The sequence below is a fragment of the Modestobacter muralis genome (assembly GCF_010682105.1).
Classification (GTDB): domain Bacteria; phylum Actinomycetota; class Actinomycetes; order Mycobacteriales; family Geodermatophilaceae; genus Modestobacter; species Modestobacter muralis.
In genome coordinates this window covers 203839-216531 of the sequence record NZ_JAAGWH010000049.1, presented here as the reverse complement: position 1 = coordinate 216531, position 12693 = coordinate 203839, and the positions used below count along the sequence as shown (strand labels likewise).

At 75.4% G+C, this 12693-nt stretch carries 13 protein-coding genes; 9 read left to right on the top strand and 4 right to left on the bottom strand.

What is annotated here, in order from left to right; all coding sequences use genetic code 11:
• Positions 1 to 51 precede the first annotated feature (51 nt).
• Positions 52 to 501, top strand: a complete 450-nt coding sequence (locus GCU67_RS16695) for a GNAT family N-acetyltransferase (RefSeq protein ID WP_163612346.1) — start codon at positions 52 to 54, stop codon at positions 499 to 501.
• Positions 498 to 899 carry a DUF6188 family protein gene (locus GCU67_RS16690; protein ID WP_163612344.1) on the top strand — a complete coding sequence of 134 codons (402 nt, stop codon included), beginning with the start codon at positions 498 to 500 and terminating at the stop codon, positions 897 to 899. The genes GCU67_RS16695 and GCU67_RS16690 overlap by 4 nt, the downstream gene beginning before the upstream one ends.
• A gap of 349 nt (positions 900 to 1248) precedes the next feature.
• Here the strand turns inward: GCU67_RS16690 and GCU67_RS16685 are convergent, their stop codons facing one another.
• On the bottom strand, positions 1249 to 2091 hold the full coding sequence (locus GCU67_RS16685; protein WP_163612342.1) for an alpha/beta fold hydrolase: 843 nt from the start codon (positions 2089 to 2091) through the stop codon (positions 1249 to 1251).
• Positions 2092 to 2171: 80 nt separating this feature from the next.
• Between GCU67_RS16685 and GCU67_RS16680 the strand changes: the two genes are divergently transcribed.
• The 5 genes from GCU67_RS16680 (at position 2172) to nudC (ending at position 8322) form a co-directional block, all read left to right on the top strand.
• The gene (locus GCU67_RS16680) at positions 2172 to 3590 is read left to right on the top strand and encodes a dipeptidase (protein ID WP_163612341.1); all 1419 of its coding nucleotides are present in this window, start codon (positions 2172 to 2174) and stop codon (positions 3588 to 3590) included.
• 21 nt (positions 3591 to 3611) lie between these two features.
• The gene (locus GCU67_RS16675) at positions 3612 to 4535 is read left to right on the top strand and encodes a DUF2510 domain-containing protein (RefSeq protein WP_163612339.1); all 924 of its coding nucleotides are present in this window, start codon (positions 3612 to 3614) and stop codon (positions 4533 to 4535) included.
• Between the two features lie 73 nt (positions 4536 to 4608).
• Positions 4609 to 5919: an insulinase family protein gene (locus tag GCU67_RS16670; RefSeq protein WP_163612337.1), complete on the top strand. Its 1311-nt coding sequence runs from the start codon at positions 4609 to 4611 to the stop codon at positions 5917 to 5919.
• Between the two features lie 73 nt (positions 5920 to 5992).
• Positions 5993 to 7363 carry an insulinase family protein gene (locus GCU67_RS16665; protein ID WP_163612335.1) on the top strand — a complete coding sequence of 457 codons (1371 nt, stop codon included), beginning with the start codon at positions 5993 to 5995 and terminating at the stop codon, positions 7361 to 7363.
• Positions 7360 to 8322 carry an NAD(+) diphosphatase gene (gene nudC / locus GCU67_RS16660; RefSeq protein ID WP_163612333.1) on the top strand — a complete coding sequence of 321 codons (963 nt, stop codon included), beginning with the start codon at positions 7360 to 7362 and terminating at the stop codon, positions 8320 to 8322. The genes GCU67_RS16665 and nudC overlap by 4 nt, the downstream gene beginning before the upstream one ends.
• 60 nt (positions 8323 to 8382) lie before the next feature.
• Here nudC and GCU67_RS16655 read toward each other — a convergent pair whose 3' ends face one another.
• The 3 genes from GCU67_RS16655 to GCU67_RS16645 form a co-directional block, all read right to left on the bottom strand.
• Positions 8383 to 8985, bottom strand: coding sequence for a nucleoside/nucleotide kinase family protein (locus GCU67_RS16655; RefSeq protein ID WP_338105097.1), 603 nt, complete (start codon positions 8983 to 8985; stop codon positions 8383 to 8385).
• 62 nt (positions 8986 to 9047) lie between these two features.
• Positions 9048 to 9656, bottom strand: coding sequence for an ANTAR domain-containing protein (locus tag GCU67_RS16650; protein ID WP_338105096.1), 609 nt, complete (start codon positions 9654 to 9656; stop codon positions 9048 to 9050).
• A gap of 80 nt (positions 9657 to 9736) precedes the next feature.
• Positions 9737 to 10000 carry a mycoredoxin gene (locus GCU67_RS16645; protein ID WP_163612331.1) on the bottom strand — a complete coding sequence of 88 codons (264 nt, stop codon included), beginning with the start codon at positions 9998 to 10000 and terminating at the stop codon, positions 9737 to 9739.
• Between the two features lie 139 nt (positions 10001 to 10139).
• Between GCU67_RS16645 and GCU67_RS16640 the strand changes: the two genes are divergently transcribed.
• Positions 10140 to 12164 (top strand): ATP-dependent helicase, encoded by a 2025-nt coding sequence (locus GCU67_RS16640; RefSeq protein WP_338105095.1) that lies wholly within the window; start codon positions 10140 to 10142, stop codon positions 12162 to 12164.
• Positions 12165 to 12352: 188 nt separating this feature from the next.
• Positions 12353 to 12685, top strand: a complete 333-nt coding sequence (locus GCU67_RS16635) for a hypothetical protein (protein ID WP_163612329.1) — start codon at positions 12353 to 12355, stop codon at positions 12683 to 12685.
• Positions 12686 to 12693 lie beyond the last annotated feature (8 nt).

Here is a 12693-nt window from a genome sequence, read left to right as displayed (position 1 = left end):
CGTGGGCTCCCGGCCCCAGGTGACCCCGAGATCGCAGAGGTCGGTGGTCCGGTGATCGTGCGGGACGCGCAGGAGCGGGACCTGCCGGCGATCGTGGCGCTGTACGCCGACGACGAGCTGGGCTCGACCCGCGAGCAGCCGGGCGAGCCGCTGGCCGCGGAGTACCGGCGCGCCTTCGCGGCCGTCACCGACGACCCGCGCACCCGACTGGTCGTCGCGGAGGCCGACGGCGAGGTGGTCGGGACGCTGCAGTTGTCGTTCCTGCCGCACGTGGTCCGCCGAGGTGGCGAGCGCGCGCAGGTCGAGGCGGTGCGCGTGGCGTCGTCCCACCGGGGGAGCGGACTCGGGCGCGAGCTGCTGACCTGGGCGGTCGAGCAGGCGCGGGAACGCGGCTGCGTCCTCGTGCAGCTGACCACCGACGCCGCGCGCCCGGACGCACACCGGTTCTACGAGTCCCTCGGCTTCACCGCCAGCCACGTCGGCATGAAGCTGACGCTGTGACCACCGAGCCGACGTCCACGTCCGGTGGCGTCCTGGCGCCCGAACTGCTGCAGGCCATGGTCGGCGCCTCGCTCGACCAGCTGTGCGTGGGTCCGGGCGAGCTGCAGCTGCGACTGTCGAGCGGCCACACCGTCCAGCTCGAATCGCCCGTCGACGTGGCAGCCGCGGCCGGGGTGATCGCCCACAGCATCGACGGGATCGCGCTGTTCCTGCCGCTGCTGACCGCCCCGGTCGGTGCGGTGACCGTCGATGACGCCGGTGACCTGGCGTTGACACTGGGCGGAACGACCGTCCGATGCCCGGCCGGGTCGGAGTTCGAGGCGTGGAACGTCAGCGGCCAGCGCGGCGTGCTGGTCGTCAGCACCCCCGGAGGCGGTCTGGCAATTTGGTCGGACTGAACGGCCATGATCCGACCCCGTCGCTCGTCGGATCGAGGCGGTTCCGCGGAACCGTCTCATCGCCTGGAGGGGTCAGCCCGTGACCGCGCAGCAGGTGGTCCGTCGCGGTCACGCACGATGGCAGGGGCTGATGTTCGCGGCCGCGGCGGCGTCGTGTCCCGGCGGCGGCGTGGACAGTGGCGGCTGGCTCAGGGTCACCGGGCCGTTCGAGGCCGCCCGCACACGCCGTCGAGGCCAGGGTGGTGGCCGGGATCGGTGGGTCCACCCTCCCGACTGGCACTGAACGGTGTGCGCTGAGGCGGCGTCATGGCGCCGAGGACCCGGCCCCAGCGCACACCGTCGAACCGGGTCAGCTGCCGGCGGTGGCGACCCGGTCGATGATGGCGCGGGCCAGGGCCTCGGGGGCCTGCTCAGGCACCCAGTGCGTGATGCCGGGCAGCTCGACGAAGCGGTAGTCGGCGGTCACCTGGTCCGCGCACGCCTCGGCCGCTGTCCGACCGACCGCCACGTCGCCGTCGCTCCACACGTACGTCGTCGGCACGTCCACCGGGTCGACGCGGGTGCCGTCCATCGCCCGGTACCAGTTCAACGCGGCGGTCAGCGCCCCCGGCGCGGACAGCTGCGCCACGTAGACGTCGACGGCCTCGGCCGGCACCCCGGGCGCCTCCAGCACGCGCCGCAGCCGGCGGGCGTCGTCGGCCAGCAGCACCGCCTCGGCCTCGCCCTCCTGGCGGAACAGCCGCATGTACGCCGACCGCTCCCGCTGCTCCGGGTCGGCCTTCATCGCCAGCGTCATCGCGGTCGGGTGCGGCACCGAGACCGCGGTCAGCGTGCGCACCCGGTCGGTGTGCCACGCGGCCAGCGCCCAGGCGACGTAGGCGCCCCAGTCGTGCCCGACGACGTGGGCGACGGGGACGTCGAGGGCGGTCATCAGGTCCGCGGTCACCTGCACCAGCGACGGCAGCGAGTAGGCGTCGACCTCGTCCGGGCGGGCGCCGGGGGAGTAGCCCAACTGGTCGGGGGCGTAGGTGCGCAGCCCGGCCTCGGCGAGCAGCGGCGTCACGGCCGACCAGCTCAGCGACGTCTCCGGGAAGCCGTGCAGCAGCAGCACCGGCGGGCCGTCGTCCGGTCCGTCGGTCCGTACGTCGAACGTGAGGTCCCCGACGTCCACCTGCAGCATCCCGACGGCCATGCACGCAACCTAGCCCGGCCGGGTGACCGGCGCGGGACACCGGCTCAGCGGCGTCGGCGCACCGGGATAGCGTGCGGGGCGTGAGCAGCTCCGCGGAACGCGACTTCGTCACCGCCCACCTCGACGACCTGCACGCCGACCTCGACGCCTGGCTGCGGATCCCCTCGATCTCCGCCGACCCGGCGCACGCCGGTGACGTGGCCGCGAGCGCGGAGTGGCTGGCCGAGGCGCTGCGCCGCACCGGCTTCCCGACCGTGGAGATCTGGCAGACCGACGGCGCCCCGGCGGTCTTCGCCGAGTGGCCCTCGGCCGACGCCGACGCCCCGGTCGCGCTGGTCTACGGCCACCACGACGTGCAGCCGGTCGACCCGCTGGAGCTGTGGGAGCACCCGCCGTTCGAGCCCACGCTCGTCGAGACCCCCGCCGGCCCGGAGCTGCACGCCCGCGGCGCCATCGACGACAAGGGCAACGTCGCCTTCCACCTGCTCGGCATGCGCGCCCACCTGGCTGCCACCGGCCGCGACACCCCCGCCGTCACCGTCAAGCTGATCGTCGAGGGCGAGGAGGAGTCCGGCTCGCCGTACTTCGCCGACCTGCTGCGGGCGCACGCCGACCGGCTGGCCTGCGACGTGATCGTGGTCAGCGACACCGGCATGGCCGCCGCCGACGTCCCCAGCGCCGTCACCGCGATGCGCGGGCTGGCCGACTGCGAGATCACCCTCCGTGGCCCGGCGATCGACCTGCACTCGGGCTCCTTCGGCGGCGCCGTGCCGAACCCGTTGCACGCCCTGGCCGAGCTGGTGGCGAGCCTGCACGACGAGTCCGGTCGGGTCACGCTCCCCGGCTTCTACGACAAGGTCCGCCCGCTGTCCGACCGGGAGCGCGAGCTGATGGGCCGCGTCCCGTTCGACGAGGCCGCCTGGCTGGCCGGGCCCGCCGCCTCCCGGGTGGCCACCGGCGAGGCCGGGTTCACCACCCTGGAGCGGGTCGGTGCCCGCCCGACCGCCGAGGTCAACGGCATGTGGGGCGGCTACACCGGCCCGGGCCACAAGACGATCGTCCCGGCCGAGGCGCACGCGAAGATCACCTTCCGGCTCGTCGCCGACCAGGTGCCCGCCGACCTCGCCGACCAGGTGCGGGCCTGGGTGCAGGCCAACGTGCCCGCGGGCATCGAGGCCGACGTGCACGTGCCCGGCGGCGGCGTCGCCCCGTGCGCCAGCGACCTCGACCACCCGGCGATGGACGCCCTGCTGCGCTCCATCGGCCAGGCCTTCGACACCGACGCCGACCAGGTGCTGTTCACCCGCGAGGGCGGCAGTGGCCCCGAGGCGGAGCTCGCCGGCATCCTCGGCGCCCCGCTGCTGTTCCTCGGCGCGGGGCTCCCCACCGACCGCATCCACTCGCCGAACGAGCGGGTGCTGCTGCCGATGCTGTACCGCGGCGCCGAGGCCACCGCGCACCTGTGGCGCGAGCTCGCCGGCGTCCGCTTCTCCGGCTGACCGGCCACCTACAGTGCTGGCATGACCGGACCGGGGCAGCCCAGCCCGCCCCCGGGCTGGTACCCGGACCCCGACGGCGGGTCCGGGCTGGTGCGCTGGTGGAGCGGGTCGGCGTGGTCCGACGTCACCACCCCGGCCGGCCCCGGGGTGGCCGTCGGTCGGTCGTTCGACCCGGCGGGCCAGGCGGCGACCGAGCCGACGCAGACCTGGGACTCCTGGGGCACGCCCGAGCCGGTGAGGCCGCGCCGCACGCCGTCCACCGGTCTGCTGGTCGCCCTCGGGGGGCTCGGCCTGGCGCTGGTCCTGCTGCTCGTCGCGGTGCTCATCGGCACCTCCGGCGGCAACAGCGAGGACGACGACCGCGCACCGCAGGCCGCGCCCAGCTCGCCCACCAGCACGTTCCCGCCGGGCACGGTGCGGATCTTCGACCAGGAGGCGGGCATCTCCTACCCCTACCTGGGCAACGGCTGGTTCGAGTGGGACCGCGGCGACGCGGCGGAGACGACGTCCACTGCGGGCCAGTACTTCGTCACCCAGGACGACGTCCCGCCCGCGGTGCCCGGTGGGGAGGCCGAGGACTTCATCGCCCAGTGCACCTCCGGCCCGCTGGCGGCCGGCTTCGGCGGGAGCGGCGGCACCGGCACGCTGGAGGGCACGGTGCAGTCCGTCGCCGACCGCGTGCGCGCCAGCTACTACCCGCGGCCCAACGAGCGGCAGGTGCTCCGCAGCGAGGCCCGCACCGTGGACGGCGCCGACGCCTGGCTCTACGAGTTCGACCTCAGCTGGGACGACCCCGACTACGACGCCAGCGGTGAGCGCGCGGCGCTGCTGCTCATCGACGTCGGCAAGCCCGCCCCGGCGCTGTTGTACCTGTCGATCCCGAACACCCACGCCGAGCTCTACGGCACCATCGACCGCGTCCTCGACGGCGTCGACGTCCTCTGAGCCGTCGTCCGGACGGGTGGTGGGGGCGGTCCCGGCGACCGGCGTGTCGTAGGGCGCGGTTAGGGTCGGGACCGTGACAGCAGCTGGGGCCGACCTGACCCTGCGGCACCCGGTCGAGCGGTTCACGCTCGACAACGGGCTGCGGGTGGTGCTCGCGCCGGACCGGAGCGTTCCCGTCGTCGCCGTGAGCGTCTACTACGACGTCGGCATGAGGTCCGAGCCCCCGGGTCGCACCGGGTTCGCCCACCTCTTCGAGCACATGATGTTCCAGGGGTCGGCGAACGTGCCGAAGATGGAGCACGCCCGGCTCGTGCAGGCCGCCGGTGGCACCTTCAACGGGTCGACCCACCAGGACTACACGAACTACTTCCAGGCGCTGCCCTCCGAGGCGCTGGAGCGCGCGATCTTCCTGGAGGCCGACCGGATGGCGGCCCCGGCGATCACCGAGGAGAACCTCCGCAACCAGATCGACGTGGTGAAGGAGGAGATCCGGGTCAACGTGCTGAACCGGCCCTACGGCGCCTTCCCCTGGCTGCAGCTGCCCGGCATCGCCTTCGAGAGCTTCGCCAACACCCACGACGGCTACGGCTCCTTCGTCGACCTGGAGTCCTCCACCGTCGCCGACGCGACCGACTTCTTCTCCCGGTACTACGCCCCGGCCAACGCGGTGCTGTGCATCGGCGGCGACCTGGACGTGGCCGAGGCCGAGGTGCTGGTCCGCCGCTGGTTCGACGCCGTCCCGGCCCGCCCGGCACCGCCCGCGCCGGTGGTGGGGGAGCCCTCGCCGACCACCGCACGGCGTGGCGTCGTGGAGGACCCGCTGGCCCCGCTGCCCGCGGTGGCGATCGGCTGGCGGGTGCCCGACCCGGTCAACGACCTGGACACCTACCTCGGCACCGTGCTGCTCACCGAGCTGCTCAGCGAGGGCGACGCCTCCCGGCTGGAGCGCCGGCTGCTGCACACCGACCGGATCGCGGTCGGACAGAGCAGCTACCTGGGCCTCTTCGGTGACCCCTTCGACGTCCGCGACGCCACGCTGCTGGTCACCGAGGTGCACCACTCCGCCGACGTCGGGGTCGAGCGCGTGCTGACGGCCGTGCACGAGGAGGTCGACCGGGTCGCCACCGACGGCGTCGAGCCGGCCGAGCTGGCCCGGGTGCAGGCGCGGATCGAGGCACAGCTGCTCCAACAGGCAGACTCCGTGCTCGGCCGCACGCTCGGCTTCGCCTCCGCCGAGCTGGTCCACGGCCGCGCCGAGCTGGCCGGTGAGCTGGCCGGCCGGCTGGCCCGGGTCACCCCCGACCAGGTGCGGACGGCGGCCGCCGGGCTCTCGCCCGACACCGCCGCCGTCCTGGAACTGCGTGCGACCGGAGGAAGCAAGTGAACGAGCTCGCGAGTTCACCCATGTGCACAGCAGCGCCGCGAACGCGGCCGACGAGCGCCGGCGAGGAGGCGAAGTGAGCGCTCCTGTGCTCGACATGTCGCTGGTGCCGCCGCTGGGCGAGCCCCGCCCGGCCCTGGTCCCCGAGGTCCACGAGAGCACGCTGCCCAACGGGCTGCGGCTGGTCGTCGTCCCGCGTCCGGGCGTGCCGCTGGTCGAGCTGCGCCTGCGCGTCCCCTTCGCGGCCACCGCCCGGACGGCGGCGGCGCACACCGCCCGCGCCTCGGTGCTCACCGGTGCGGTGCTGATGGGCACCGCCGCACACGACCAGCTGGAGATCGCCCAGCTGCTGCAGGCCCACGGCGGTGAGATGTCGGTGTCCGACGACGCCGACCGGCTGCTGTTCTCCACCACCATGCTGCCCACCGGCCTGGGTCCGGTGCTCGGCGTGCTGGCCGAGCTGCTCACCTCCGCGACCTACCCCGGTGGGCAGGTCCAGGCCGAGCGCGACCGGGTCGTCGAGCGGATCGAGATCGCCCGCTCCCAGCCCCGCACCATCGCCGGCACCGCGCTGGCCACCCGCCGCTACGGCGCCCACCCCTACGGCCAGCAGCTGCCCTCGGCCGCCCTGGTCGCCGGCGTCACCCCCGCCGCGCTGCGCAAGCTGCACCGGGAGCGCGTCCGCCCGGCCGGCAGCACGCTGGTGCTCGTCGGGGACGTCGACCCCGCCGCGGCGGCCGACCTGGTCGGCTCGGCGCTGGCCGGCTGGGCCACCGAGGGCACCGCCGTCACCGCCCCGCCCGTGCCGCCGACGCCGGAGCAGCCGCTGCAGCTGGTGCACCGTCCCGGCGCCGTCCAGTCCAACCTGCGCCTGGGCGGCCGGGCACCGGGCCGCACCGACCCGCAGCTGCCCGCCCTCCGGCTGGCCAGCATGGTCTTCGGCGGCTACTTCTCCTCCCGCCTGGTGGAGAACATCCGCGAGCGCCGCGGCTACACCTACAGCCCGCGCAGCGGTGTGGAGCACCTGCTCGCCGGCTCCACGTTCACCGTCGAGGCCGACGTCGCCACCGGCGTCACCGGCCCGGCGCTGATGGAGACCGTCTACGAGCTCAGCCGCATGGCGCTCACCCCGGTCACCGAGGCCGAGCTGGACTCCGCCCGCCGCTACCTGCTGGGCACCATGGCACTGGGGACGGCGACCCACGGCGGGCTGGCCAGCACCCTGTCCGCGCTGTTCGGTGCCGGGCTGTCCGCCGAGTGGCTGGCCGAGCACCAGCAGGCGCTGCTCACCGTGGGCATCGAGGAGGTCACCGAGGCCTCCCGCCGCTGGCTGGCCCCCGCGGCGCTCACCGCGGTCGTCGTCGGTGACGCCGACCAGGTCGCCGACCAGCTCCGCGTCCTGGGCCCGGTCGAGGTCAGCGCGCCCGCCGCCGAAGCCCGGCCGTGACCGTCCCCGACGGCGGCAGCACCACGGCCGACAACCCGCCGCCCACCCGCGGCGAGTGGCCCGACGACAGCCGGGCCGGCGCGGTCACCGACGTCCCGCTGCTGTCGCGCACCGCACACGACCGCGGTCACCTCGAGCGACTGCTGCCCGACCCGGCGCGCGGCCGGCCGGTGCGGGTCCTGCTGGTCGACGACCAGCGCAACGTCCCGGTGCACGAGGGGCCGCACGGTCCCGCGCTGGTCTACGACGAGCGCGCGACCTACCCCGAGGGCGCCGTCTACCTCGGTGAGGCCGACGGCGTCCCGTACGCGGCGCTGCGCGCCCCGCGCCCGGACACCGTCGGCGGGCAGCCGGTCAGCAGCTGGACCGGGCTACGCCAGGTGGGTGCCCAGCTCGACGACCTCGACGCCGGACTGCTGTCCCAGGCGATCGGCATCATCGAGTGGCACGAGCGCAACCGGTTCTCCCCGATCACCGGTGCCCCGACGACCGTCGAGCGGGCCGGCTGGGCCCAGCGCGACCCCGAGAGCGGGCGCGAGGTCTTCCCGCGCACCGACCCGGCGGTGATCATGCTGGTCCACGACGGCGGCGACCGGTGCGTGCTCGGCCGGCAGGCCGCGTGGCCCGCGGGCCGGTTCTCGATCCTGGCCGGGTTCGTCGAGCCGGGGGAGTCCGCCGAGGCCGCGGTCGCCCGCGAGGTCGCCGAGGAGGTCGGCATCGGCGTCACCGACATCCGCTACGTCTCCAGCCAGCCGTGGCCGTTCCCGCAGTCGCTGATGCTCGGCTACGTCGCCCGGGCCACCGACCTCGACCTGCAGATCGACGACGACGAGATCGAGGAGGCGCGCTGGTTCAGCCGGGACGAGCTGCGCTCGGGCACCGGCCCGCAGGCCCTCCCGCCGAACGTCTCGATCGCCCGGCACATCATCGACCGCTGGGTGGCCGGCGAGTTCTCCTGAGGAAGGACCTCGCTGCCCCCACCCCTCGCACGCTCGCGGCGGGGCCCAGCAGCGAGGCGGTCAGGACCAGCGGCCGGCCAGGACGAGGGCCGGGCGGTCGGCGTGGTCGGCCAGCACCACCGCGTCGGCCAGCGACACCGGGTCGACCTCGTCGTCGTAGCGGTCGAAGGCCGGCAGCTCCCACGCGCGGTCGGCCGGCACCCGCCGCCGGCGGGCCGCGGGGGAGACGCGCAGGTGCACGACGACGTCGAAGGCAAGCCCGAGCCCCTGCAGCAGGGACCCGGGCACCAGCAGCACCCCGCCGTCGGGCGCCGGGCGGTGCGGCAGCCGGGCGGCACGGTCCCGGGCCAGGTCCCACAGCGCCGGCAGGTACTCGCCGGACCCGCGCGGCCCGCACCGGTCCAGCACCTCGCGGGCCAGCGCGCCGGCGTCCAGCCAGTCGGAGTAGCGGGCGTCGGGGTCGGTGCGCCCGTGCTCCAGCCGCAGCGACGCGGGCCGGTAGAACCCCTCGGCCGGGACGACGACCGACGGCCGGCTGAGGCTCGGCAGCCGCTCGGCGAGGGCAGCCGCCAGCACCAGGGGCCCGGTCACCCCGGCGTTGCCCGGCAGGTCGGGGCCGTCGACGGCGACCCGGAGCGCGGCCGCACCGGGCTCGGGCGGCACGGTGGCGAGCAGGTCGGCCAGCCGGTCGGCGAGCGCGTCCGGCGAGAGCGGGAGCGGGGAGGTCAGCTCAGTGCCCCGGGCACGGCGCCGCCGTCGGTGGGGCGCTCCGGACCGGTCGGGTCCCGGCGGACCTGCTCCGGGAGGGACGCGCCCAGCGGCAGACCGTCCAGCACCTCGGCGGCCAGTTCGGTGGCCGGCCGGCCCTGCGAACGGGCCCGCCCGCGCAGGTCCTCGAACGCCGCGCGCGGGGTGGTGCGGTGCCGCTCGGCCAGCACGCCGATGGCGCGCTCGATGGACACGCGGGCGGCGAGGGCGTGCTCGAGCTGGCCCACGGTGCGACGCAGGGCCACGAGCTCGGCGTCGCGCGGATCGGGGGCGTCCACGACGTCCGGGGTGGCACCGCCGGCGGTGGCCCGGGCCGCCCGTCGGCTGGCCCGGTCCGGCTCCTGCCCGGTCCCGAGCTCGCTGGCCAGCAGGTCGGCCAGGGTCATGGCCTCCACGAGGGTCAGCTCGTCACGGACGACGTCGGCCGGTGCGGGCTCGGGGGTGGCGTGCCGGTCGCCGCTGAGCACCGCCCAGCCCCGGGTCGTGCGGACGACGACCGCGGCCGGCCCACCGGAGGGGCCGTGCAGCACCCCGGGCGGGAAGGCGACCGGGACCGGCCGGCGCACCGTCGGCTCCTCGCCGGACGGTGCGTCACCGCAGCCACCCGGAGGGCGGTCGTCGCCCCCCGAGGGCCGCGGTCCCGGGATCACGCGCGGGCTGACGCCGCGAGCTGGGCCTTGACCTGGTCGATGCTCGGGTTGGTGAGCGCGGTGCCGTCGGTGAACACCAGCGTGGGCACCGTCTGGTTGCCCCCGTTGGCGGCCATCACGACGTCGGCGGCGCCGTCGACCTCCTCGATGTTCACCTCGGCGAACTCGATGCCCTCGCGCTGCATCATCTTCTTCAACCGCATGCAGTAGCCGCACCAGTTGGTCGTGTACATCGTCACCGCGGCTGCCGGAGCGCTCATCTGGTCGATCCTCCCTCGTCGTTCCCCGGGCGGGACACCCGGGTGGGGGTGTGCCGGCGTCGGGGTGTGCCGCACGCGCAACGTCGCCGTCCTGGGGATGCTTCCCCGCGCCGGCCCGTCCGGCTGGGAGGATCGTCCCGTGGGGACGACTGAGGTGGCAGGCGCGCGGACGGGCACCGGGGGAGCGGCGGGAGCGGACGCCGTCCTGGCCGGGCTGGACGAACAGCAGCGGGCCGCCGCGGAGGCCGTGCGGGGGCCGGTGTGCATCCTCGCCGGCGCCGGGACGGGCAAGACCCGCACCATCACCCACCGGATCGCCTACGGCGTCCACCTGGGGGAGTACGTGCCCGAGCAGGTGCTCGCGGTGACCTTCACCGCGCGCGCCGCGGGGGAGCTGCGGGGTCGGCTGTCGGCGCTCGGCGTCGGCGGGGTCCAGGCCCGCACCTTCCACGCCGCGGCGATGCGCCAGCTGCGCTACTTCGCGCCCCGGGTCCTCGGCGGTCCGATGCCCGAGCTCATCGAGAACAAGCTGCGGGTCGTCGCCGGCGCGGCCACCCGCAACCGGCTCACCACCGACCGCAGCAGTCTGCGCGACCTGGCCAGCGAGATCGAGTGGGCCAAGACGACCCTGGCCACCCCGGAGGACTACCCGGCCCGCGCGGCCGCGGCCGGCCGGGACCTGCCCTTCGACGCCGCCGCCGTCGCCGCGGTCTACCAGAGCTACGAGGAGGCCAAGTCCCGCGACGGGGCCCTGGACTTCGAGGACCTGCTGCTGGTCACCGCCTACGCGATCGAGGAGCACCGGGACGTCGCCCGCGAGGTGCGCGCCCAGTACCGGCACTTCGTCGTCGACGAGTACCAGGACGTCAACCCGCTGCAGCAGCGGCTGCTCGACGCCTGGCTCGGTGGCCGCGCCGAGGTCTGCGTGGTCGGCGACCCGAACCAGACGATCTACTCCTTCACCGGGGCCGACCCGGAGTACCTGCTGGGCTTCGCGGACCGCTACGGCGACGCCGAGGTGGTCAAGCTCGAGCGCGACTACCGGTCCACGCCCCAGGTGGTCGGCCTGGCCAACAAGCTCATCGGCCAGGCCCCGCCCCGCAAGGGCCTGCCCGGGCTGCGGCTGCTGGGCCAGCGGGCCGAGGGCCCCGCGCCCCGGTTCGTCGAGCACGACGACGAGCCGACCGAGGCCGCCGCGGTGGCCCGGGCCTGCCGCGAGCTGGTCGACAGCGGGCTGCCGGCCAGTGAGATCGCCGTCCTGTTCCGGATCAACGCCCAGTCCCAGGTGTACGAGTCGGCGCTGGCGGACCTGGGCGTGCCCTACGTCCTCAAGGGCGGCGAGCGGTTCTTCGAGCGCCCCGAGGTGCGCGAGGCGGTGGTGCTGCTGCGCGGCGCCGCCGCCGGTGGCAACGAGCCCGGCGCCCTGGTGCCCGCCGTCCGCGACGTGCTGGCCTCGGTCGGCTGGGCCGAGCACCGGCCGCCGCCCGGTGGCGCCGCCCGCGACCGCTGGCAGTCGCTGGCCGCCCTCGTCGACCTGGCCGTCGACCTCGTCGCCGAGCAGCCCACCCTCGACCTCGCCGGGTTCGTCGCCCACCTGGCCGAGCGCGCCAACGCCCAGCACGCCCCCACCGTGCAGGGGGTCACCCTGGCCTCGATGCACGCCGCGAAGGGCCTGGAGTGGGACGCCGTCTTCGTCGTCGGCCTGGTCGACGGGGTCCTCCCGATCGCCCAGTCGCAGTCCCGGCCGGAGGCGGTGGAGGAGGAGCGGCGGCTGCTGTACGTCGCGGTCACCCGCGCCCGGGAGCAGCTGACGCTGTCCTGGTCGCTGGCCCGCAACCCCGGCGGACGGCGCTCGCGCCCCCGCAGCCGCTTCCTCGACGGTCTCGCCCCGGACGCCGCCGCCGCGGTCCGGCGCCCGGTGAAGCGGGCCGCGGTGGTGCTGGACGGCGAGGCGGGGGAGCTGTTCGAGCGGCTGCGGAGCTGGCGCAGCGCCGCCGCCCAGGAGGCCTCGGTGCCGGCCTACGTCGTCTTCACCGACGCCACGCTGCAGGCGATCGCCGAGGCCCGGCCGGGGACGCTCGCCGAGCTGTCCGGGTTGCCCGGAGTGGGGTCGCGCAAGCTCGACCTCTACGGCGCTGGGGTCCTGGCCGCCATCGACGCCTGACTGGTCGCTGACCAGCGGGAACATGCGTCCGGAGGAATCCGCCGTTAATCGGTTGACCCGTCTGCGGCGGGTCCCCTAGCCTTCGCTGCAGCACCTGGACGTGAGCCAGGACGCACCGCACGACGACGCACCAGCCAGCACCGGGCCCGGCCGAGAGGCCGGACCCCGTCCCCGGAAGGAGGGGCCCCGTGAACAGCACCGACACGACGACCGTCGGCACCACCGTGACCTCTCCGGCTGCCGACCTCTGCGCTGCCCCCGTGCTCCCCGCCGTCCTGGCGATGGTCACCGCCGGTGCCCCGTCCACCGCCCCTGCCCTGCCGTCGGTCGGCATGGCCGTCCGGCTCCGTGGTTCGAAGACCGGCTGGGGCGCATTCGGCACCACCGGTCTGCCGACCGGCGCCGATGCCCTGCCCGCCGTCCAGATCGGCGCCCAGCGCCTGCCCGCCGTCAACGGCGGCTACGCCGAGCGCACCAGCACCACCCCGGGTGACCTGCCTCCCGGAGTCCTCCTGAGCTGACACAGCTC